This window comes from Streptococcus suis, from assembly GCF_019856455.1.
Classification (GTDB): Bacteria; Bacillota; Bacilli; order Lactobacillales; family Streptococcaceae; genus Streptococcus; species Streptococcus suis_AE.
The window spans coordinates 1601586-1625369 of sequence record NZ_CP082205.1 but is presented as its reverse complement, the minus strand read 5'-3'; the positions used below and the strand labels follow the sequence as shown (position 1 = coordinate 1625369).

Sequence of the window (23784 nt, the reverse complement as noted above, 5' to 3'; positions counted from 1 at the left end):
ATCCATGAACTAGATTTTCATGGATTTTATTTTGTCTTCAGTTGGGGTGACACGGAGGGTCTTCTGACCGCGGTAGGTCACAAAACCTGGCTTGCCACCTGTTGGTTTATGGAGTTTTTTGGCTTCAATCATGTCGACTTGGACCAAGTTAGAATGTCTAGCCTTGGAGAAGTAGGCAGCCAACTCGGCAGCATCGGTCTTGACCTCATCGCTTGGGTCCAAGTTGTCTGTGATGACCACATGACTGCCTGGGATGTCTTTGGCATGGAACCAAAGTTCGCCTTTTTTGGCCATTTTGAAGGTCAACTCATCATTTTGCAGGTTATTTTTCCCGACCAGAATAATAGTCTTCCCGTCCGTCGCCAAGTAACGTTCAGGTTTCTGGCGCTTATGGATTTTCTCACGGTGGCGGCGCTTGAGGTAGCCTGTTTCAATCAATTCCTCACGGATTTCATCGATTTCTGCCAGACTAGCCTGTCCCAGCATGGTGTCAACGGACTCCAGATAGACAATGGTTGCCTTGGTCTCCTCAATCAAGTTGGTCAGGTGTTTGACCGCCTCCTTGAGTTTCTGGTACTTTTTGAAATAACGTTGGGCATTCTGGCTAGGAGTAAGAGCCACGTCCAACTCAATCTCCAGTTCCTGGCCCGTATAGTAGTTGTCTAAGGTCACACTAGCCTGGTCATTTGGCACTTGATGCAGATAGGTGGTCAAGAGCTCGCCCTTTTGTCGCACCAACTCCGCCGTCTCCGTATCCGCCAATTCCTGCTCCTGCTTGACCAGTTTCTTGCGATTTTTCTCTAGCTCACTGGCCACTCGCTTGATCAGCTCATTGGCCTGCTGGGCCACCCGGTCCCGCTCCGCCTTGTCCTGATAGTAGAAGTCCAGCAGACTGCTCAGGCTCTCAAAGTGTGGCTGGTTTTCAGGGCTATTGGTAAATGGCAGAGCAGCATAGGATTTGTCCGTTAGGCTAGGCTGTGTAGCCTGGTCAAAAAAGGCACGGAAGTTCTTCAGGCGGTCCGTCTGCAAGTGACTAGCCAGTTCAGAAGCTGTATCCCGACCCAAACCTTGAAAGACCTGTTGGAGATTTTTCGGACTCAGTTCCTGAGTCGATAAGATTTCAAACAATTTCTCGTCAGATACCGTATAAGGATTGAGAGAATGCGTCTCCGGTGGACGAATGTAGGTGGAACCTGGCAAGATGGTTCGGTAGGAATTTTGCGAGAAACCAACGTGCTTGATAGCCTCAATAATCTTCTGCTCAGACTTATCCACCAAGATGATATTGCTGTGCTTGCCCATGATTTCCACAATCAAGGTAGCTTGGATATGGTCGCCAATCTCGTCCTTGTTGGACACCGAAAATTCTAAGATGCGGTCATTGTCCAACTGACGAATCTCCTCGATAATAGCTCCCTGCAAGTATTTCCGCAGAATCATGGTAAAGGTATTGGGTACCTTGGGATTGGTAAAGTCCGATTGGGTCAGCTGAACTCGACCGAAAACCGAATGGGCGGACAGGAGCAATTTATGGCTCTGACGGTTGCTACGGATGTTCAGAACAATTTCCTGTTCAAAGGGCTGGTTGATTTTCTGAATCCGCCCACCTTCTAAATTGGCCCTTAACTCAGCCGTCATGTGATGTAAAAAAAATCCGTCAAAAGACATGGTTTTCCTCTTTCTAATAGCTATAACTCAGTCTAGTATATCATATTTTAGAGAATTTAGATGAGACTTGGTCTAAAGCCAATAAAAAATTGGTAAAAAGTTTTCAGAAAATTTAATTAAAAGTCTTGACAAAGTGATTTTGATACCGTATAATCGTCTGTAATCAGAAGAAGTAGTAAAGCAGAAGTCTTCAGGGAGCCTGTGGTGCTGAGAACAGGTGGCGGAGTTTTATGAAATGGGCTGATGTGCAGAATTGTCTGTCTTCAGACTTAGGTGCACAAATGATTGTTTGATATAGCATACTTTGCGTAGACTGTTTTGGTTGAGTACGAGGCAGGTCGACGTAGCTTATACTAGCGGTATAGCAAGGAGAGCTAACAAAGTACACAGCCAAATCAATCATGCAAATGAACTTAAAACAATGGTAGTTCGGTCCGCACACCTTACAGTGCAACTCCTTGTTAGAGGAGATGAGATATGGGAGGATTCTAGACAATTCCCATAATTGAGGTGGCACCGTGTCATTGACGCCCTCGTATACTGTTTTTCAGTATGCGGGGGCTTTTTCCTTGTCTTTGTAGATTGTCGTTCAATTGAAAAAATGAGATACCGATCATTATATTCTACTTTGACAATGATAGAAATTAAGAGGTAATCATGATGAAACGATGGCGATGGTGGGATAATATATTGATGACGTAGAAATTGGATATTGTGCATTTTTAAAAGGAGAATGAAATATGTTGAAAAATAAAAACTTACTAGCTACAATTGTTGCCCTTACTGTTATGGTAGTTGCTGCCCTGTTTTTGACGCAAAAAGAACAGAGCAATTCATCCAATAGCACAGAGAAAGTCAAAATTGGAGTTCTGCAATTTGTGACACATGATTCATTAGATGAGATTTATAAGGGAATCAAGGCAGGTCTTAAAGAAGGTGGTTATACCACAACGGATAATTTAGAAATTGATTTTATGAATGCTGAGGGTGATCAATCCCAAGTTCAAACCATGAGTAAAAAATTGGTGGACAATGGCAATGAATTATTGATTGGTATCGCAACACCTGCTGCACAAGGTCTTGCCAATGCAACCACAGAATTACCCATTATCATGGGGGCTGTGACAGATCCTGTTGGTGCTAACTTGGTAACTGACTTGAAAAATCCTGGTGGAAATATTACAGGGGTATCAGACCAAACACCAGTAGCAGACGCAGTTTCTCTCATTAAAGAAATCACACCAGATGCTAAAACTATCGGTGTCCTCTATTCTTCAAACGAAGACAATTCAAAAATTCAAGTAGCGGAATTTAAGGCAGCAGCAGAAGAGGCTGGCTATACTGTTCTTGAATATGCAGTTGCTTCTAGTAATGAAATTGCAGCGACAGTAGAGGTCGCAAGTAGTAAAGCAGATGTTCTCTTTACACCAGTAGACAACACAGTTGCCTCAGCATTTTCAACTGTCGTATCTGTGGTAAATAAAACCAAAACTCCGATTTTCACCAGCGTAGAAGATATGGTAGAAGGTGGAGGTATCGCATCTGTTACCCTTAGCCAGTATGACTTGGGTGTGGCAACTGGTAAGATGGCTGCGAAAATTCTTGATGGTGCCAATCCAGCGGATACACCTGTACAAATCTTTAACGAGGGTACCGTTGTTGTCAACCAAAAAGTTGCTAAAGAATTAGGAATTACCTTGTCAGATGATGTGATTAGTAAAGCAAGCAAGGTTATCGAATAAGAGATAAAAGAAAAGGAAAAATATGATTGTATCAACAGTTTCACAGGCTCTTTTATGGGCTGTACTAGGTTTGGGAATATTCGTTACCTTTCGGATTCTGAATTTTCCTGATATGACGACAGAGGGCTCTTTCCCGCTTGGAGGAGCGGTTGCTGTTACCTTATTGACGCAAGGAGTTCATCCTATCTTGGCTACTCTAGCAGCAGTTCTTGTTGGCTGTTTGGCGGGCTTTATCACAGGCTTGCTTTATACCAAGGGGAAAATTCCCACTCTCCTAGCTGGTATCTTGGTCATGTCTTCCTGTCACTCTGTCATTTTATTTATCATGGGTAGGGCAAATCTAGGCTTACTGAATACCAAACGTTTACAAGATTTCCTTCCTTTTTCTGAGCAAATTAATGGTCTCTTGCTAGGTCTAGGTAGTCTAGCGGTGGTGATTGGTGCCTTGATGTTCTTCCTCTATACTCGCCTTGGACAAGCCTTTATTGCAACAGGGGATAATCCAGATATGGCTCGCAGTTTTGGTATCAATACAAGTCGAATGGAGTTGCTAGGTCTTGTTCTTTCAAATGGGATCATCGCTCTTGCAGGTGCCTTGATTGCACAACAAGAAGGCTATGCGGATGTGTCGCGTGGTATTGGTGTCATTGTGGTCGGTATGGCTAGTCTGATTATCGGTGAGGTAATTTATGGTAACCTTACTATGTTAGAACGATTCTTGGCCATTGTTGTCGGAGCGATTTTCTATCAGTTCTTAATTTTGGTGGTCATTTCCCTCGGTATCAATACCAGCTACCTCCGTATCTTCTCGGCCATGATTCTGGCAACTTGCCTCATGGTTCCTGAGTTGAAAAATAAACTTCTGAAAGGAGCCAGTCTGTCACGATGAAAGCAATTGTTGAATTAAAAAATGCCACCAAGGTGGTGACAAACGGTTTTGATGAAGAACGTGTGATTTTGGACAATGTCAATCTGACCATTTACCAGGGTGATTTTATTACCATTTTGGGTGGAAATGGGGCTGGGAAGTCAACTCTCTTTAATGTCATTGCTGGAACCCTACCCTTGACTAGTGGTTCTGTCCATATTCTTGGTGAGGATGTAACCAATTGGCCTGCAGAAAAACGTGCTAAGTATCTGGCGCGTGTTTTCCAAGATCCTAAAATGGGAACTGCTCCGCGGATGACAGTGGCAGAAAATATGCTCATCGCCAAGTATCGTGGTGAGGGGCGGGGCTTAGTGCCACGCAGATTGGCCCAACAGACGGAAGAATTTGCCCAGCTTTTGCCGAGAGTGGGAAATGGTCTGGAAAAACATCTGGATACGCCAGCAGGACTTTTATCAGGTGGTCAACGTCAGGCACTGAGTTTGCTAATGGCGAGTTTAAAACAGCCTGAACTTTTACTCTTGGATGAGCATACTGCAGCCCTTGACCCTAAGACCAGCCAATCCTTGATGCAATTAACGGACGAATTGATTGCGACCAAGGGAATGACGGCCCTCATGGTCACTCACCAGATGGAAGATGCTCTGTGTCACGGTAATCGCTTGATTGTCATGAAAAATGGTCAGATTATTCAGGACCAAATGGCTGAAGAAAAATCCAAGATGAAACTGGAAGATTATTATAAGTTGTTTGATTAGATGACGGATTCATTCTGTGTTAACAACAGCTATAGCGATTTTGTCCAAAGTCTCTATTCTAATCCGTTAATGTGAAATACTGCTATATAAAAGAGGTTTTTACCTCTTTTTTTACTGCTCTGAAGGATAAACAGTAGTTTTTTCTTGACTAAACTCATATATATATATATATAATAGATTAAGTTCTATCAAAATGATGAGATATAAAATACACAAAGGATATTGACTAAGATGAATACACCGCTGATTTCCGTTATTGTACCAGTTTATAATGTTGAAGGATATATAGAACAATGTATTCGCTCTATTCAAAGTCAGACTTATAAAAATTTAGAAGTCATAATAGTAGACGATGGTAGTCCTGATAACAGTATTGTAAAAGCTAAGTCGCTTACAGATGGAGATCCACGTTTTATCTATATCCAACAAGAAAATGGTGGCTTATCGGCAGCTCGTAATACAGGTTTAGAACATGCAACAGGAGAGTATGTAACCTTTATTGACTCTGATGATTTTTTATTTGAAGCATCTATTGAGATGATGTATCATGGATTGAAATTGTCTCATGCTGAAATAAGCATAGGAGCTTTCTGTAGATTTGACGATGTGAACTTTATCTTCTACGATTATGGGTCATTTAAGTTTGAGTTGCTATCTCCAGAAGAACTATTAGAACGTCAGGATAATCAAGTTTTAGCGCTTCGATTGATGTTTTGGACAGCTTGGGGAAAATTATATAAAAAAGAACTTTTTGCAGATATTCGTTTCCCTGTTGGTCAATGTTATGAGGATGCGGCAATTTCATGGAAATTGTTTATGAAAACACAGCATGCTTGTTATTTAAATCAGCCTTTGTATGTTTATCGTTCCAACCCATCAAGTATTTCACAGAACTTTAAACTGGAGCATAATGTTCATTTAGAGTTTCTAAAAGAACGGATAGTTAAGATGAATGAGATAGGATACCCTATTCAAAAATCTATTTCACTTTACCGTCATCATTTAAGAAACCATATTCAACTTTGCCTAGATATTGGTGAAATGACGGAAGTTGCTAGTCTAGAAAATGAATTGGAACGCATAGAGAGTGGGCATCTGGATTTTTTAACCAGTGATGAATGAGAATTTTTGTGACAGTAGCATAGAAGGAGTATCGAGACACTTCCGCTATGCTACTATTATTTTTGAACCCTCCTTTAAAAAGTAGTATAATATATCAAAAGAGCATTAGAGGTGCTGTCATGGATAAATTGGTTTTTGAAAGCTTAGCTGACTTGGGAATGGACTACACCATTGTAGAGCATCCACCAGCTCGGACAACTGAGGAAGCAGACCGTTACATTGAAGGGGTAGAAGGAGTACGGACTAAGTCCATGTTTCTGACTAATAAGAAAAAGACTGCATTTTATTTACTGATCATGGATGACCAGAAGCAGCTGGATATGGACCAGTTTCGTGATTTGGTTGGAGCCAACCGCATTCGGATGGCCTCGAGTGATAGCTTGATGGAAAAAATGCACTTGCCTGCGGGAGTGGTATCTGTTTTTGGCTTGTTACATAATGTTGATAAGGATATTCAAGTCTTTTTTGATAAAGAAATCCTTTCTGAATCCATTCTAACCTTCCACCCCAATGTTAATACGAAAACGATTTTTGTAAAGACAGAAGATGTTTTGCGTTTTGTAGAAGAGATTGGCTTTTCAGCAACGATTGTTGACTTGAGGTAACAAAGATGAGAAAATGTTTAGCTATTTGTAGTCTGTTGTGTTGTCTTTTTTTGGTAGGATGTCGGACAGGAGCAGCTTATCAGGCAGAGATTGAACCGATGGAACAGTCAGAATTGTATACGGAAAAAGAGATTGAGGCGGCTATTCTTGTAGTTCAAGATTACTTTGATCACCATTTAAACAGTTGTAAATTGCTGACTATCGGTTACAGTGGTGATAATGAAAAGGAATTTGATGAGTGGGCGGAGCACTATGGTGCAGAGGAAGCTATTATCCTAACTTCGTCTTTTAAGGTAGCAGCTGAGGGGGCAGAGCCCACCTTAGAGCCTAATAGTACCCATACGGATTGGAAATGGATTTTAGTGCGGAATGTTGGTGGTAAGTGGGAACATAAGGGACATGGTTACTAATGTATATGTAGAACTTCGTTGATTTTCAGCGGAGTTTTTTGTAAATTTTCTTGAAAAAATGTATAATAGAAGCGATAGCTAAAATATAGTCTTTTAGTTTACTTTTAGTACTAGGCAACGAGCCGCAGGCTAGGCAAGGCGAGTTCAAATACTCCTGTGGAGTGTTTGAAGTTGGAAATAGGGAAACGAAGTTTCCTCGTACGTCGAAGTAATAAAAGAAAAACTAAATGACGATAAATAGCAGACTGTAATTCGACTTGGGCATCCCAAGGACCGTTGGTAAGAAAAATAAAATGGACACCTGTGGGATGTCCAAAAAGGAGAAAAAATGAGTAGCATAAAAATCATGGCTCTCGGAGGTGTACGTGAAAATGGAAAAAATCTCTACATTGCCGAAGTGAATGAACACATTTTTGTTTTGGATGCGGGGGCAAAGTATCCTGAGAATGAACAGTTAGGTGTGGATGTAGTCGTCCCAAATTTCGATTATTTGGAAGAAAATAAGCATCGTGTAGCAGGGGTCTTTTTATCTCACGGGCATGCAGATGCTATCGGAGCGCTTCCTTATCTCTTGGAGAAAGTGAAAGTGCCAGTATTTGGTTCGCACTTGACGATCGAATTGGCTAAGCTACTTGTCAAGGGGAATAATGCTACTAAGAAATTTAATGATTTCAATGTTATCAATGCTGAAACGGAAATTGATTTCGGGGATTCAGTGGCATCTTTCTTTCAGACGACTCACTCTATTCCAGAGAGTTTAGGAATTGTCGTTAAGACGGATGAAGGAAATATTGTCTACACAGGTGACTTTAAGTTTGACCAGGCGGCAGATAAGTTTTATCGTACGGATTTTGGGCGATTGGCTGAAATCGGTAAAGAAGGTGTGTTGGCCCTCTTGTCAGACTCAGCAAATGCAGATAGCAATGTTCAAGTAGCTAGCATGCATGAGGCTGGGGAGGAAATTCTCAATACGATTGCTGACTGTGACGGGCGTGTTATTGTGGCAGCAGTTGCCAGCAATATTGTACGTATTCAACAGATTTTTGATGCAGCAGAAGCAACTGGTCGTCGTGTCGTGTTGACAGGACATGATGTGGAAAACATTGTCCGAACAGCGATTCAATTGAAAAAACTTCGTTTGGTCAGCGAACGCTTGTTGGTAAAACCAAAGGATATGAACAAGTATGAAGACCATGAATTGATTATTCTAGAAACTGGTCGTATGGGCGAGCCGTTAAATGGATTGCGTAAAATGTCTATCGGTAGACATCGCTACGTTGAAATCAAAGAAGGTGATCTAGTTTATATTGTTACCACTCCAAGTATTTCAAAAGAAGCGGTTGTTGCTCGTGTAGAAAACTTGATTTACAAGGCTGGTGGAACGGTCAAATCCATTACAAAAAAACTGCGTGTATCTGGTCACGGCAATGCGCGTGATTTGCAGCTCATGCTCAACATCATGAAGCCTAAATATCTTTTCCCAGTTCAAGGGGAGTATCGTCAATTGGATGCTCACGCTAAGGCTGCGCTTGAAATCGGTATGTATCCAGAAAACATTATCATCGTTAAGCGTGGGGATGTCATGGCTTTTGAAGAGGGGGATTTTGTCCATAGCGGAGCGGTTCCTGCTGGCGATGTCATGATTGACGGAAATGCCATGGGAGATGTTGGAAATATTGTCCTTCGTGACCGTAAAATTCTCTCAGAAGACGGTATCTTTATCGTGGCAATCACTGTCAACCGCCGTGAGAAGAAAATCATTTCCAAGGCCAAGGTCAATACCCGTGGTTTTGTCTACGTGAAAAAGAGCAAGGACATTTTGCGTGAGGCATCAGATTTGGTTAACGCAACGGTGGAAAATTACTTCACCAAGGATAGTTTTGATTGGACAGAACTCAAGAGTGCTGTTCGCGATGACCTAGCTAAATTCCTCTTTGATCAAACCAAACGTCGCCCAGCTATTTTGCCGGTGATTATGGAAGTGAAATAGAGTTTTATAAATGCAAAGAGCCGAAGGCAACTCAGGCTCTTTACCATAAGGAGAAGATTTATGGCAATAATGAAAATTGAATACCACTCAGAAGCTCTAGATATGTCTAGACAGGTTACGGTTTTATATCCAGATCGCAATCGTGTGGAAAATCCTGATGACAACGATATTCCTGTCCTATATCTTTTGCACGGTATGGGAGGCAATCAGGATTCCTGGCTGAATCGTTCTACAGTGGAACGATTGGTTCGTTATACCAATCTTATCGTGGTTATGGTCAATACAGATAAAGGCTGGTATACCAATACCACTTACGGTATGAATTACTTCGATGCCATTGCAGTAGAGTTGCCTCAAATTCTCAAACGATTTTTCCCAAATATGTCTGACAAGCGGGAGAAGAATTTTATCGCTGGTTTGTCTATGGGTGGTTATGGGACCTTCAAGATTGCCATGATAACCAATCGTTTTTCACACGCAGCTTCGCTTTCAGGCGCATTGTATTTTGATTTTGAAAATCCAGCGACAGCAGAATTGGGAAGCCTTTCGTATTGGCGAGGAGTATTTGGTGATATTTCTGATAAACAGAATCCAAATAATTTGTTAGAAATTGCTAAACAATCCGATAAAAAGACCAAATTTTATGCCTGGTGTGGTGAGGAAGATTTTCTCTTTGAAGGGCATCAAAAGGCAGTTGGGGAGTTGAAAGAGCTGGGATTTGATATAGAGGCGAGTTTCGGACCTGGTAAACATGAGTGGTACTACTGGAATCAGCAGATTGAGAAAGTATTGGCTTGGTTGCCAATTGATTTCAAATTGGAAGAAAGACTGTCCTAGTTTTTAAGAAAAGTTTCAGAAATTATGGCTATACTAAAACCTATTTCTAGAAAGAGGTATAGTCTATGAAACTTATTGGAAATATTCTGCGGTGGATTTGGCGGACATTTTTGGGTCTGATTTGGTTATCAATGGTGTTATTGGCTTGTGGTCTAGGTCTATTATTCTATTTTCAACAGGAAGCAGCGCCTCAGATGTTACAAACTCTAGCTCAAGAAGTGCAATTGATGGTCAAAGGACAGTCTGAGGTGACGATTGAAGAAGGTGTTAATACCATTAAGCACCTGACGACTGATACAGTCAATACAGCTGATCATGGTCGATGGGAAAGCAATACTGCGACTGTTTACATTGAAACCCAGAATCCAACATTTGTAGCTGCCTATGAAACAGCCATTGCAAATTGGAATGCGACAGGGGCCTTCACTTTTGTGATGACAAGTGATCCAAATCAGGCTGATATTATTGCTACTGAGATGAATGATGGAAATACCCAGGTAGCAGGCGAGGCAAATTCAACGACTAACTTATTAACCAATTATTATAGCTCGGTAACGGTGCGTCTGAATAGTTTTTATTTATTAAACGACCAATATGGTTATGATGAGGCTGAGCAGAAAGTCCAGCCTCGCTTCTCAGAGTTCGTGTCAACATCTCAGCGCAGTGGTTGATTGGGTTTAACAGTCCAGTGGACTGTTGGAGCTATGCGGGGGTGGGAGTGAAACAGTCTGGGAATAGACTGTTTCAGCTCAACAACTAGAAATAAAGACTTGTTGACGAACTCTTTCTAGACTGGTCGAGTTCTTTCCCACTCCCATAGCTGAACATGAATTGGGGCATGCCATTGGACTTGACCATGAAGACAGTCAGGCTTCTGTTATGGAATCGGCCGGTTCTAATCATGGTATTCAGCAGGCGGATATTGATGCCCTAGTGGCCTTGTATTCGGAATAGAAGGGAAAATATGTTTCGAACAATTACAAACACAATAAAACGTTACACAGAGCAAGCTCTGCTCTTTCTCTATAATGCAGGAATTTTTGCTTGGTTACAATCGACCAGTCATTCCATTATGGAACAAATCGGTATAAATAGCAGCTGGTTTGATAAAATTCCAGAACCTATCAAGGCCTGGACAGGGGCGAGCTTGGAGAGTATGCAGACCTTGCTCAATTCTTCGGCTTGGGGCTGGCTGATTGTATCTATGATATTGATGTTGGTCATCCGCTTTGTTAAGGGATTGATCAAGTTTGTCATTATGCTGATTATTATCGGCGGTGGTCTTTATCTACTTTGGCAGAATAAGGAATTGCTTAGTGGATTGAAGGTAAGCGCCCAATAACAGGTATATTGGTAACCGCCCAATAACAAGGTATCTATCCACCCACTCCCTCCTCCAGTATACTGTTAGAAAAACAAAACTGGAGGATTTATTATGTCACACCCCATCATTCCATTGACTGTTCCCCAATCTCGCCGCTTTGAGAAGCGAGGCAGAAACGATATTATGATGAAAATTCGTCTCGGAAAAGTGGAGCTCACAGTCTTTCACACTATCAATCAAGAAACACTAGAAACAATCTTAGATAAGGTACTGTTCTATGACCATCCAACTCAGTGATTTAGGTCAAGTTTACTTGGTCTGTGGAAAAACAGATATGCGTCAGGGAATTGATTCCCTGGCCTATCTTATCAAAAGTCAGTTCAACCTGGATCCCTTCTCCGGTCAGGTCTATCTCTTCTGCGGAGGTCGAAAAGACCGGTTCAAAGCTCTTTATTGGGATGGACAGGGATTTTGGTTATTGTATAAACGTTTTGAAAATGGGAAATTGACCTGGCCAAACAATGAAGAAGAGGTCAAGGCTCTAACTTCCGAGCAAGTCGACTGGCTCATGAAAGGATTTTCTATCATTCCAAAAATAAATGTTTCAAAAAGTCGTGATTTCTATTGAAATCATGGCTTTTCTTTGTGTATAATGAGATAAAAAGAAGGAGATTGGTTATGTCATCACTAGAAAAAATTATTGAAACACAGTCAAAAACGATAGAGATGATGGCTAATGAACTCACTCTCCTTCGAGAACAGGTTGACTATCTGAGACAGAAACTCTACGGAAAATCATCAGAGAAGGTCGTATATCAACCAGGTCAGCTGAGCTTGTTTGGGGAGGAAAGTCTCCCTGAAGAAGAAGCTGACTTACCCAGTTGAAACGGAGACCATCACCTATAAACGCAAGAAAGCTAAGGGAGTTCGTCAGGCTATTTTCAGCCAGTTCACTCCAGAGATTGTGCATCACGAATTGCAGGGCGAAGACTGCACTTGTCCAGACTGTCATGGTCAGCTGAAAGAGATTGGCTCAACTGTTCAACGACAAGAGTTGGTCTTCATTCCTGCACAATTAAAGCGGATTGACCATGTTCAACACGCATACAAGTGTCAGGCATGTAGTCAGAAGAATCTAAGCGATAAGATTATCAAGGCTCCTGTTCCTAAGGCACCTTTGGCACACAGCTTGGGTTCAGCCTCTATCATCGCTCACACCATTCACCAGAAATTCAATCTGAAGGTACCCAATTACCGTCAGGAAGAGGACTGGCATAAACTTGGCCTGCCCATCAGTCGGAAGGAAATAGCCAACTGGCACATCAAGTCTAGTCAGTATTATTTCGAGCCGATTTATAACCTGTTGCACGAGAAATTGTTGGAGCAGCCTATTCTTCATGCGGATGAGACTTCCTACAAGGTCTTAGAAAATGATAGCCAGTTGACCTACTACTGGACTTTCTTGTCTGGGAAACATGAGAAAAATGGAATTACCCTCTATCATCATGACAAACGACGGAGCGGCTTAGTTGTGGAGGAGTTTCTTGGGGACTATGCGGGCTACGTTCATTGTGACATGTGGAGTGCTTATCGTCAATTAGACAAGGCTCAGCTCGTTGGCTGTTGGGCTCATGTTAGACGAAAATTTTTTGAGGCGACTCCTAAGAAGACAGATAATACTTCTTTAGGAGCCAAGGGATTAGCCTATTGCGACCGCCTGTTTGCCTTGGAGAGTGACTGGGCTGACCTGTCTACTGAGGAACGGCTACATAAACGGCAGACAGAGTTAACTCCCTTGATGGACGAGTTCTTTGATTGGTGCCGTGAACAGGCTGTCTTGCCAGCTTCCAAATTGGGTACTGCAATAGAGTATAGCCTCAAATACGAAACCACCTTCCGAGCCGTTCTCTCGGACGGTGACCTAGTCCTGTCCAACAATATGGCTGAGAGGGCTATGAAGACCTTGGTGATGGGCAGAAAAAATTGGCTTTTTTCTCAGAGCTTTGAGGGAGCCAAGTCGATAGCTGTCATTTTGAGTCTTTTAGAAACAGCTAAGCGACACGGACTTGATGCAGAAAAATATATGACCTATCTTCTAGAACACTTACCTAATGAGGAGTCGCTCGCAAAAAAGGAGGTTTTAGAAGCCTATTTGCCATGGGATAAAAATATTAAGAGAGCTTGTAAATAGAAAAAGGTTCCAGAGTCGACAGGACTTTGGAGCCTTTTCAATATACCTTGTTATTGGGCGCTTACGATTGAAGGTATAATAATCGCAAAAGAAAAAAGAAGCTGAGCAAGACCTCTTAGATGTCTGCTCAGCTTTTTTGACTTGTAATACTCTTCGAAAATCAAACTCAGCCTGTTACCTTGAAACAAAATAGTAACAGGGTTCTATCTGCATAAGTAGAAGCGAACTTGGTTCGCTTTATTTCCAACCCCCAAAGGTTCCCCAAACCTTTTGTAGCGAACTTGGTTCGCTTTATTTCCAACCCCCAAAGGTTTCCCAAACCTTTTGTAGCGAACTTCGTTCGCTTTATTTCCAACCCCCCAAGGTTCCCCGAACCTTTGGGGCTAGTCTGATTTTGATTTTCATTGAGTATAAAATCCGGATAACAAGGTCAGCTTTTTATAGTGGTTTGGATTAGGGAAAGGATAAGTTTGAGTTATAGTGTCAGAAACACCCTCCTAAAATAACTTTAGAGTTCTCAAATTGATAAGCGTAGCTGATCCTGTTTTTGATTTAGTTTGCTATATATCCGCCACAACCTGTTAGCCTGAATCACTCTCAAGTTTTCAAAGCTTTACTGCTGTTCCTATCAGAAGCTTCTTCCTTGTGGCTGATGGTATCAAGGGCTTCTTGACCATAGCTGTCTTTCTTGTTACTTAATATGCCCAAAAATAGAAGAATATTGAGAATAATACAAATGGTTTGCTCGATCTTATTCAATTCCTGACTGATATTGTAGCCAAAATAACTTGAGGCAATATTGTCAATCAGCATGAGAATAAGGGAAACAAGACCAGTCCAAAACATATGGAGTTTGAGATGTTCTTTTAGCTTCATATGAATCCCTTTCTGTCATTGAAATTTTCTCCTGATAGCCCAAAAGGATAGCTGTTTTCTAATCCGATGGTAGACCGATTAACTATCGGATTAGGATTGAAACCCTAATTTTTGTAGGATATACCGGTAAGTATCATTTTCGGTTACCTTGTGAGTCAAGTGCTGCTGTTGGTGATATAAGAGACGCTGTTTGTAGCAATCCACGGCAAGGCTAGGGTCAAGACCAGCAAGAAGCATGTCAATAATCAAGGTTTCGTAGCCTTTGATATCATTTAATGTATTAACAGGGGAACAAGGGGCGTCTGAAAGACTTCCCTTTCTTTTTCGGTAGCAATAGAGATTTTTAGAATAATAGACTGTTTTATGACTGTTGAGGACAAGTAAATGTGTCGTATACCTGTCTTCCGCTACTCTCACATTCGGAAAGCGAATGTATCTATTGTGTTCTTTTGAAGTAAATAAGTGACTACGGAACAATTTGCCCCAAGCAGTTAAGAAGGTAATAGTGCCCACAGTCAATAAATGTGAAAAATAGTTTTCAATCGTCAATACTTCTGTCCTCACTTCTTGAGAATGGATATAGTAGATGCCATTGTTTTCATCGAAACCATAGTATTCTCCAATGACGATATCAGCCTCATGGAGGGTAAGTTGTGTAAACAGATCCTCGATGAATGTTGTTTCGAGGTAGTCGTCGCTATCCACAAAGGTGACAAAGTCACCAGTCATATTTTCGATACCTAAATTTCGTGAATTTGCTAGACCAGAGTTGCATGTTTTTTTTAGCAAATAAATCCGCTCATCTCGTGCTTGGTATTCTTGACAAATGGTTACGCTACTATCTGTCGAGGCGTCATCAATGAGAAGAATTTCTAGGTTTTGGTAGGTTTGACCAATAATACTATCTAAACATTGCCTGAGATAGTTTTCCACGTTATAGATGGGGACAATAATTGAAATAAGTGGCTTTTCCATTAGGTATCCCTTTCTTTTAAAAAGTCTTGAATAGCCTGCACCATTTCTTTCGGATGGTTACTCGAAATCATGGTATTTGTTAGCTCTGGTTGATGGGCGACAGTATCAAAACTATAGATGGGGATTTGTTTTTGCTGACAGCGGTTGAGGATGTCTTTGACTTCCCACCAGTGATTGATGTCCAGATAGATAGACGTTCGATCCAAAATCTCATCTTCCAGTTCAGAATCGTTGATATTGCTATAGATATTGACATTGCTAAATCGACGAAAACTATTGAGATGAGGAGAGATATGGGTTCCAGCCAAGATATTGAAAGCAATATCAGGCAGGGAAGTAACTAGGTATTCCAAGTGTTCCAGAGTATCGGATGCCGTAAAGGTTGTGACCTGTTTGTCATATTGTGGTCGTGGTCGGTAGGCCATACTTCCAGTTGAGGTCACGATAGTATTAGCAGGGACATCCTTATAGATGGTACATCCAGCTCCGATGATCACATTGTCACCGATGGTCACCCCCTTTAGGATAACAGAATTAGCTCCGACCCAACAATGATTGCCGATATGAATAGGTGCAGTGCTGAAAGAGAGCGCTTCAACATGGTGATGGGAGTAGTGATGGTTGTTATCGTAAATTTTGACTCCGTCACCAAACAGACAATAGTCACCGATGGTAACTTTCTCCATACATCTTAGAACACAGGAGGAGTTAAAAAAGACCTGCTTGCCGATTCGTAATGTGGCATAATTCTTGACCTCGAAGCTACAAAAGTTTTTGGCAATAATTCCATCATCAACCTGAATATCAGCATGTTCTTCAAGTTCTAAATTATAGAATTGGCCTAAATAATTGATTGGTAGTTTACGTTTCATATTGCTTTCCATTTTCTATCAAATAGGCAAATTTTAATAGTCTATTTGATATTTCTGTATTTGTTTTTCCTCGTTCTTCTAGTATCGCAAGATATCTGCTTGTTCGATAACTATAGTAAGGGAAACTATTTTCTAAAGGATATCCGTGTAGGAATAAATCAAAAACTTGTGTCAGGTAGCTCTCAACAATATCTTCTATAGATTCTGGATCAGATAACGTGCTTGTGAGGTTACCATCTGTTCTGGTTCTATAACAGTAGCCTGCTAAGGAGTAGTACATCGTTTTTTTACTTTTTAGATATAGTTGGTAGATTACGAATTGATCCTCACAAACTCTTATGTCTGTTGGAAAACTTACTTTAAAGACAATATGTAAAGACCCCCAGTTGAGAATTCGTGGATTTACCTGTACACTAGAATAAAAAAACAATCAACTTCTAACAGGAATTACCACACTCAATTGGAGGTCTTATATGTTTCATTTTACCACACTTTTCATCGGAATGGATGTTCACAAAGAAAGTTTTTCACTCTGCTATTATGATATGATGGCGAATCAATTCAAACATAGCACTAAAGTTGGTCCAAATGTTAGCTATATTGTGAACTATGTGAATGAGCTTCGTCGTTTATATGGTCAAGATGCAGAAGTGTTATGTGGCTACGAAGCCGGATGTCTTGGATTTACCCTATATCACCAGCTACAAGCTCACGGGATCCCCTGTATCGTGATGGCGCCTACAACGGTGATGAAGGAAGGATCTAAGCGTGTTAAGACTGATAAAAAAGATGCAGCTCAGCTCGCAAAAGCTCTGGCCTTTCGTAGCTATCGGCCTGTTCATATTCCTACTGTTGAGGATGAACAAGTCAAAGAATATATCCGCATGAGAACAGACCACAAAGTGGCTCTGAAGAAAATCAAACAACAAATTCTTGCCTTCTGTCTCCGACATGATTTTCGCTATACCGAGGGAAGCAGTAATTGGACACAGAAACATGTTCGCTGGCTCCGTTCCCTAAAACCTGAGGGACTTTACGCAGAGATTTTGACAGAATATCTATTGACCTATGAGAAATTAGTAGATCAAATAGAACGGTATGATGCACGAATTGAGCAACTGGGTCAAAGCGACAGTTACCAAGAGAAGGTCTCACGGCTTTCTTGCTTTATTGGCATTAAAACACTAACTGCTCTTTCCATTGTGACAGAAATCGGTGATTTTAATCGCTTTGCGACAGCTCAACATTTTGCTTCTTATCTTGGGCTAACTCCTAGCGAAAATTCTAGCGGCGACAAGGAGAGAAGAGGTGCTATCACCAAAGCTGGGAATAGCCATGTGAGACGACTTCTGATAGAAGCTGCACAATCATTGGCTAAGGGGACGATTGGGTATAAATCCAAAGAATTGAAAAGGAGACAAAGTGGAAACCGAGTGGAGGTGATTGCTTATGCGGATAAGGCTAATGAACGCTTAAGAAGACGTTATCGCACACTTGTTCTAGGAAAAAATAAGAAACAAAATGTTGCTAAAACAGCTATTGCACGAGAATTGTCTGGTTTTATTTGGGGGATGATGACAGGAAGAATAGCTTGAAGTTAGCGCTTGTTTTCATGTACACTTTTGACCATTAAGTTTTATCATCGCAGAGCGATGAGGAATCCCTATTTCTATCCAAAATCACTGGGTGAATTTGGACAGAAATAAGGATTGAAATCATGTTTGAATGGAAAGTATCTTGAAGGAGTTTAGGACTTCAAGGTTTGAGTCATCTACGAAACGACTAAGTGGCACAATTGTGATCCACGCTTATAGAGAGTAGGACTCGCGGCAGAACCATTGACCTGTAGGTAACCAATCCACGAATATCAGAGTGGCCAATGCCCGAAGCTAAGAACTAGGCTCTTTCTAGATACTTTTCATTTTTTAATCAGTTCGATTGTTTTTACTTGACAAAGGGCTTTACATATCAGTCATTAAAAAATAGATTTTTCTTAATGAGCTTAGCAACAGGAAAATTAAAAATATCTGTATGAGCAAGAAATATTTTATCTATACAATCATGTTTGGATAATTCTTCTTTAATGATATTGTGTACATGGATGAGAAAGTTTCCTTGATTTTCGATATAGCGATAATATTCCCCAACCACAATATCGGCATATTCAGATATAGATACTTCGTATAATTTTTCTATAAAGTTGTATTCGATGTAATCGTCGCTATCAATAAAGATAATATACTCACCCACACAGTTTTCAATTCCCCAGTTTCGAGAATCAGACACTCCTCTGTTTTCAGGTTTATTGAATAGTTTAATTCGACTGTCTAACTGGGCATAGTGCTGACAGATTTGTTTACTGTTATCGGTAGAAGCATCATTTATTAAGAGTATTTCTATATTTTTATAAGTTTGATTGATGATGCTTTCCAAACATTGTGATAAATATTTTTCCACATTGTAGACGGGAACGATAACTGAAATTAAATCGTCCATACTGTGTCTCCTCCTAAATCATAACCTGATGAACCGCATCAGTCAGTAGCTTTTGAGCAAAGTAGCCCTTCGTAATCAGTTCTCGGAAATTCCAAAGAGAATCAAGGAGGGAACGGTATTCTTCCTCAGTGATAGTGGAAACGATGGCATTGGCTTCTTCCAGACTATCGACAAGGAAGCCCAGCTTGTATTCGGAAATATAGTGGGCATTGGAAAGGCTACGTGGGGCAATGACAGGTAGACCTGCTGCGATGTAGGTGCTTAATTTGTAAGAAACGTTGAGATTGTAGTATTCTGCATCCTCTCCTTGTGACCAGACAAGACCAAAGCCACCATTTTTATTTAATTCTTGGAGTAGGCTGAGACTGTATTTCCAACCTTTGTAGGCCACGTTGTTGGGTTTGGTTGGGTAATATTCTGGCGCAAAGAGATTGAGCGGTGTTGCAAACTGCCAGTCGTCAACAAAGTGGAAACGTTGCGGATTTCCTGTGAAGTTGACAACACGGTGAAAGGCAGGTTTTTCTAACCATATATCTGTTTTATGATCCCACATATTCTGTAAGAGAGTATTGGTAACCCTGAGTCCGTGCTGGTAGAGCAGGTCTAGCATTTTCTGTGAAGGGGCGATAATCAAGTCAGCCATATTATACATCTCAATGGTCTTTTCCATCAGGTAGAAGTTGGAGCTGAACATGAGTGGTGGAATATCATGGATAAAGATGACAATTTTTATGCCAGAATAAATTCTCAGACGTTTGAGGTATTCATGGTCAAAGTGGGTACCGTTCCAGCTAGGTGCTTGGAAGATGATAACATCGCCATTTCCTACAGCAGCGTTCATGCCATCAAATCGAATAGCCAGATTTTCAACGCTTTCGCCATCGGCATTGAAACTATAAATTCCGATTTCCTTGATATCTAATTTTTTTGCAATATCTGCGACCATGTTTTGAGCCATGAGGGCGACACTCAGAGGGGATTGGCCATAGAGGTTGGTGATATGAACTTTCATTGTTTTACTCTCATTGTCTTATTTTTTGTACTTGTTATAATGTTTCAGTTTTTGAATGACCTTATGATATTGAGGAGTATCTGTGTAATTTTCTTCTTCCATTATCTTAGCGTAGTAATGTAATCTAGAAATATATTTATTGTTAATTTCTTGGACATCTAGTCCAGCCAAGCTATAATCCGAAATTTTTTCTTCAAAAGCTCTCATTAAGTTATCGATATCTGAGAGTTTAAATGGAGCTTTCGTTAAACCGTGTTCGTTTCTTCGATACATATACAAATGTTTATTGACTTGTACGATTTGATCCGCATTTAAATACCACTTATAAACAGTAGCTTCATCTTCAAATATTCTCAGATTAAAATAGACATTTTTCAAGCAAGCCTTGCTAATCAATTTTCCCCAAGCAGTTGTATAGATTATTCCATTGTATTTATAATCAAACTGTCGGAACAATGCTTCTTTTACTGGTGGAATTTCGATTGTATTATTTGTGTTTATATCAAAAAAGTACGATGTGAAATGACCATTTTCTGTTTTTGAAAACTCATAATAATTGCTGACTGCTATGGAAGTGTGAGTCTGTTTTAAATGGTGATACATGATTTCAATGGCATCATGATAGATGATATCATCACTATCAACAAAGGTTACAAACTGACCAGTCATGGCATCCAGTCCCTTATTTCGAGCATCAGATAGTCCGCCATTTTCTTGATGAATGACCTTTATCCGCCCATCTTTTGCGGCATAGTCATCACAAATCTTGCCTGAACTATCGGTTGAACCATCATTGACCAGGATAATTTCTAGATTTTGATAGGTTTGGTTGAGGATACTATCCAGACATTCGTGTAGATAATTCTCGACATTGTAGACAGGGACGATAACACTGATTAGCTCTTCTTTGATTTTTCGATAGACATAGAGAGTTTCTTTGACATAAGAAATCTTGTCGGTTTCATAGCTCTTCGGTATCAAATCATTGGCTAAATCGATATGGTTGTCTCTGACATAGCTTGTTTTGAAGAGTTTACAATAGGGATTTGTCAGATAGGTTTTATGTCTAGGGGAAGTCTGGAAGTGCTTATTTACAGTTTCAGCCGTCACTGTCTCTCCCTTGAATAGATTGGTATAGAAATAGTAGTTACCATCGTTTTCATTAAAGTTACAGTTTTCCAGCAATACAATATCAGACTGGTATTGTTTAGCACTGTTCAAGGCTGTTTCGATAAATGAATCATCCAGTTCATCGATGTGATTGAGGCTAATCAGGTATTGCCCCTTGACCAGCTTGAGCAAGTCTCGTCCTAACGGACTTTCTGGGTCGACATTTAGGATGTCTACATTTTCCTCATCCAGTGGGTAGTGGGAGCAGATATCTGGTACCTGAATGTTTATATCAGTATTGTAGTTTAGAAGGATGAGTTGGATATTTTTGTAGCTTTGCTTACAAATGTTTTCAATAGTTGTTAGACTTGTTTCATTGTAGATGGGGAGTAGGAGGCTTACTTTTGTTTGTTGAATCTGTTTTATATTTTTAACAAAGTCGACTTGCCAAAGTTTTAGATATTTATTTAAGGGTAGCTCTTGAAATTGATAATGTTTCCAAGGTTTTGCTCCAGAGGAGTTATAATGAATAATTTTGATTTCATCCAGACTTAACAAGTCTTTTTCCATTGCTTCAATTGTGTAGTTGTAAGCTAGGGGAAGTTCGGCTATTTTCCCTTTCAAAGCAAGATTGATGACATCTTGGTCTTGAAATAGAATGATGTCTTTTAGTCGCTCTGTTTCCGTAAATAAATGATGGGTAATCTTATCTTGGCGCATTTTTTGCAAGTTGCAGACCAAGACCCCCGCATTGATAAATAGTTCATCTAAATCAAATCCCAATTTTAATTTATGGTCAGGAAGACGGTTGATTATGTCAATTTCGTTGACACCTGCCAAATAGTGTTGACTGACATCAATATCCCATAGTTCAGTTACATCACATCGAATCAAGAGATCACTATCCAAATAGATGACTTTATCACAATCTACGAGAATTTCTGGTAATAAATAACGGTAATAGGTTTCAATTGTAATGCCATCTAGTGTTAGCGGTAAATTGGAAAATAAATCTCTATCAATCGTGACAAAATGAATGTTTACAGATTCAGTCTCCAATGTTTTTAGACTATCTTTTGACTTGTCGGATAAATCAGTATGGAGTACAAATATATCCAGATTAGTTGTGTATTTCTTTATCATGGAAATAGTAAAAAATACATAGTGACAATGCTTGTCGTTAATACAAAAGGAAATATTTATTTTACTCATTTTCATCTAATCCTTACGCGTTAAATTTGGAAATTGGCGACCTCGAGAGTATTCGTTGATAATCACCTCAAAAGTTCAAGCTGTATATCAATTTCTTCTGCCAAGTTTGGAGTTAGGGTAGCTGTGTTATTAGACAGGGACAGCAGTTCGTGACGATAGAAGTCTTTGTCCGCTCCTTTTGTTAAGACGTGATATGCCATTAGAGCAGTAAAGTAGTCTGAGGCTTTTTGACTGTTGCTTATTAAGGTTTGGACAGGCTGGCTATTGCTAGAAATATAGGCTACTTCTGGTAGATAGACCAGACTTGCTTGGGAGTCTATTAAGAATCGAGTCAGGAGCTGGCCTGGGAGGTCTGTTCTTCGTTGCCAAGCGCTTGTCACCACTTTGGGAGCCAGGAGCATACCAGACAAGGATTGGTAATAGGAGACCTGCTGGCTGGGTGCCAGCTGGGTCTGTTGTAGGTAAGATTTTCCATCCAGAACTTGTTTTTCTTGCCACAAGGGGTTGAAAAAGTAGAAGTTACTAGTAGTCTGTTCAAATTGGCTACAGCTGACTTTGCTGATGTCAGCCTGATTTTCTTCTAGTGCTAAAAAGAGATTTGCGAGATAGAAGGAGTCTACCCAATCATTTGCATAAATCAGACTTAGATAGTTACCTGCCATCTTTTCCAATCCCGCTTGAAGAAAGGTATCTTTATTATTCGGTGAAAAGCTATAGTAGCGGAAATGAGAGGAAGAACTAATTGCTACTAAACATATTTCTTTGGTTTTCCTGTCTGCTGAATAATCCAAGATGATACAATCAATATTGCGATAAACCTGTTGGTGGATAGATTCCAATGTTTTGTCCAAGGAGTTTGCTGCTTCAAAAATAGGAAGTACTAGGCTGATTTTAGGTTCGATAAACTGGAGATAGGCCTGATGACACTCCAAGTAACGATTGACTGCGAGTCGATTGTACTCTGGAACATCAAGTTGGCGATTCCAAGGTTTTTCTAAGCTAAAATGGTTTAACACAATATCGGCTTCTTTGCGAAGATTTGCCTGTCGCTCCATATAGCCGTAATTATAGATAGGGTCTAGGGCTTTTATCTTCCCTTCCAATGCGACATTGATAATGTCTTGGTCTTGGAGACGAATCTTATCCTTGATGGCATGTCCGCATTCAAATAACAAGCTTTCAATCTTATCTTCTCTGATTTTTTTTAGGTCCATGAGTAGAACCCCTGAGTTAAAGTAGTAGGTTGGGTCCGTCATCCCAATACTCCGACGGTAGTCAAAACCGCCTTCTGATGGTGGTTCACTAACTGCGGCCATATAAGCACCATCCAAGGGAGTTTCCCAGAGGGGCTGGAGATCCTTTTGAGCTAGAATATCGCTATCTAGGTACAAGATACGGTCTAAATCAGGAAGAAGACTGGCAAAGGCCATGCGGAAATAAACCTCAGGCCGTGTGATATGGCTACGGTTAAGAGGTAAGTCTTCGAACTGTTTGGCATCCACCACAAGGATATGGATGTTTAGATTGTGAAATCGGTCTTCTAATTTTTGAAGTTTGAAGCGACTATAGTCTGATATATCAGATGTGAGGACATAGACGGAAACAGGGGATTTTCTTGTATGCACCATGATGGAATAGAGGGTGGTTCCCATGTAGTCCATATAGGAATCGCTGACAGTAAATGCTAGGTTCATAATG

General features: G+C 40.5%; 23 protein-coding genes and 1 pseudogene. 16 read left to right on the top strand and 8 right to left on the bottom strand.

Going from position 1 to position 23784, the window contains the following annotated elements; all coding sequences use genetic code 11:
• Positions 1-9 precede the first annotated feature (9 nt).
• Positions 10-1668 carry an NFACT family protein gene (locus tag K6969_RS07950; protein WP_029944162.1) on the bottom strand — a complete coding sequence of 553 codons (1659 nt, stop codon included), beginning with the start codon at positions 1666-1668 and terminating at the stop codon, positions 10-12.
• 743 nt (positions 1669-2411) lie between these two features.
• Between K6969_RS07950 and trpX the strand changes: the two genes are divergently transcribed.
• The 15 genes and pseudogenes from trpX to K6969_RS07875 all read left to right on the top strand — a co-directional run bounded on the left by trpX (position 2412) and on the right by K6969_RS07875 (position 13533).
• Positions 2412-3410 (top strand): tryptophan ABC transporter substrate-binding protein, encoded by a 999-nt coding sequence (gene trpX / locus K6969_RS07945; RefSeq protein WP_032512282.1) that lies wholly within the window; start codon positions 2412-2414, stop codon positions 3408-3410.
• A gap of 22 nt (positions 3411-3432) precedes the next feature.
• Positions 3433-4299 carry an ABC transporter permease gene (locus K6969_RS07940; RefSeq protein ID WP_029174555.1) on the top strand — a complete coding sequence of 289 codons (867 nt, stop codon included), beginning with the start codon at positions 3433-3435 and terminating at the stop codon, positions 4297-4299.
• Complete coding sequence (locus K6969_RS07935) at positions 4296-5054, top strand: ABC transporter ATP-binding protein (protein ID WP_029174484.1); 759 nt, start codon at positions 4296-4298, stop codon at positions 5052-5054. Before K6969_RS07940 ends, K6969_RS07935 begins: the two co-directional genes overlap by 4 nt.
• Positions 5055-5285: 231 nt before the next feature.
• Positions 5286-6176 (top strand): glycosyltransferase family 2 protein, encoded by an 891-nt coding sequence (locus tag K6969_RS07930; RefSeq protein ID WP_029173721.1) that lies wholly within the window; start codon positions 5286-5288, stop codon positions 6174-6176.
• Positions 6177-6295: 119 nt separating this feature from the next.
• Positions 6296-6781, top strand: coding sequence for a prolyl-tRNA synthetase associated domain-containing protein (locus K6969_RS07925; RefSeq protein ID WP_029173720.1), 486 nt, complete (start codon positions 6296-6298; stop codon positions 6779-6781).
• Between the two features lie 5 nt (positions 6782-6786).
• Positions 6787-7191 (top strand): hypothetical protein, encoded by a 405-nt coding sequence (locus tag K6969_RS07920; protein WP_029173719.1) that lies wholly within the window; start codon positions 6787-6789, stop codon positions 7189-7191.
• Positions 7192-7519: 328 nt separating this feature from the next.
• Positions 7520-9181: a ribonuclease J gene (locus tag K6969_RS07915; RefSeq protein WP_171943008.1), complete on the top strand. Its 1662-nt coding sequence runs from the start codon at positions 7520-7522 to the stop codon at positions 9179-9181.
• 60 nt (positions 9182-9241) lie between these two features.
• The gene (locus K6969_RS07910) at positions 9242-10018 is read left to right on the top strand and encodes an alpha/beta hydrolase (protein WP_024398753.1); all 777 of its coding nucleotides are present in this window, start codon (positions 9242-9244) and stop codon (positions 10016-10018) included.
• Between the two features lie 65 nt (positions 10019-10083).
• Positions 10084-10623: pseudogene (locus K6969_RS07905) on the top strand (protease); the annotation flags it as partial.
• Between the two features lie 226 nt (positions 10624-10849).
• Positions 10850-10972: a hypothetical protein gene (locus tag K6969_RS07900; RefSeq protein ID WP_372339834.1), complete on the top strand. Its 123-nt coding sequence runs from the start codon at positions 10850-10852 to the stop codon at positions 10970-10972.
• 10 nt (positions 10973-10982) lie between these two features.
• Positions 10983-11360, top strand: coding sequence for a hypothetical protein (locus K6969_RS07895; RefSeq protein ID WP_321537382.1), 378 nt, complete (start codon positions 10983-10985; stop codon positions 11358-11360).
• Between the two features lie 93 nt (positions 11361-11453).
• Complete coding sequence (locus K6969_RS07890; protein ID WP_029188188.1) at positions 11454-11639, top strand: hypothetical protein; 186 nt, start codon at positions 11454-11456, stop codon at positions 11637-11639.
• Positions 11620-11970 (top strand): IS66 family insertion sequence element accessory protein TnpB, encoded by a 351-nt coding sequence (tnpB, locus tag K6969_RS07885; protein ID WP_029188189.1) that lies wholly within the window; start codon positions 11620-11622, stop codon positions 11968-11970. The genes K6969_RS07890 and tnpB overlap by 20 nt, the downstream gene beginning before the upstream one ends.
• A gap of 50 nt (positions 11971-12020) precedes the next feature.
• Complete coding sequence (locus tag K6969_RS07880) at positions 12021-12227, top strand: transposase (RefSeq protein ID WP_029178852.1); 207 nt, start codon at positions 12021-12023, stop codon at positions 12225-12227.
• A complete protein-coding gene (locus K6969_RS07875) occupies positions 12181-13533 on the top strand; it encodes an IS66-like element short variant transposase (RefSeq protein ID WP_172088589.1) in 1353 nt (450 codons plus the stop codon). Before K6969_RS07880 ends, K6969_RS07875 begins: the two co-directional genes overlap by 47 nt.
• Before the next feature lie 597 nt (positions 13534-14130).
• Here K6969_RS07875 and K6969_RS07870 read toward each other — a convergent pair.
• From K6969_RS07870 to K6969_RS07860, 3 genes are all read right to left on the bottom strand, one after another.
• Positions 14131-14409, bottom strand: coding sequence for a phage holin (locus K6969_RS07870; protein ID WP_029173042.1), 279 nt, complete (start codon positions 14407-14409; stop codon positions 14131-14133).
• Positions 14410-14499: 90 nt separating this feature from the next.
• Entirely contained in the window at positions 14500-15384 is an 885-nt protein-coding gene (locus tag K6969_RS07865; protein WP_029174842.1) for a glycosyltransferase family 2 protein, read from the bottom strand.
• The gene (locus K6969_RS07860) at positions 15384-16256 is read right to left on the bottom strand and encodes an acyltransferase (RefSeq protein ID WP_029173044.1); all 873 of its coding nucleotides are present in this window, start codon (positions 16254-16256) and stop codon (positions 15384-15386) included. The genes K6969_RS07865 and K6969_RS07860 overlap by 1 nt, the downstream gene beginning before the upstream one ends.
• Before the next feature lie 473 nt (positions 16257-16729).
• On the opposite strand from K6969_RS07860, the gene K6969_RS07855 reads away from it, so the two are divergent.
• Positions 16730-17851 (top strand): IS110 family transposase, encoded by a 1122-nt coding sequence (locus K6969_RS07855; RefSeq protein WP_061366882.1) that lies wholly within the window; start codon positions 16730-16732, stop codon positions 17849-17851.
• A 373-nt stretch (positions 17852-18224) separates the two neighbouring features.
• Here the strand turns inward: K6969_RS07855 and K6969_RS07850 are convergent, their stop codons facing one another.
• The 4 genes from K6969_RS07850 to K6969_RS07835 all read right to left on the bottom strand — a co-directional run bounded on the left by K6969_RS07850 (position 18225) and on the right by K6969_RS07835 (position 23780).
• Entirely contained in the window at positions 18225-18752 is a 528-nt protein-coding gene (locus K6969_RS07850; protein ID WP_321537381.1) for a glycosyltransferase family 2 protein, read from the bottom strand.
• 13 nt (positions 18753-18765) lie between these two features.
• Positions 18766-19764, bottom strand: coding sequence for a sugar transferase (locus tag K6969_RS07845; protein WP_321537380.1), 999 nt, complete (start codon positions 19762-19764; stop codon positions 18766-18768).
• Positions 19765-19782: 18 nt separating this feature from the next.
• Positions 19783-22017: a glycosyltransferase gene (locus tag K6969_RS07840; protein ID WP_414820578.1), complete on the bottom strand. Its 2235-nt coding sequence runs from the start codon at positions 22015-22017 to the stop codon at positions 19783-19785.
• A 131-nt stretch (positions 22018-22148) separates the two neighbouring features.
• Positions 22149-23780 carry a glycosyltransferase family 8 protein gene (locus K6969_RS07835; RefSeq protein WP_029944170.1) on the bottom strand — a complete coding sequence of 544 codons (1632 nt, stop codon included), beginning with the start codon at positions 23778-23780 and terminating at the stop codon, positions 22149-22151.
• Positions 23781-23784 lie beyond the last annotated feature (4 nt).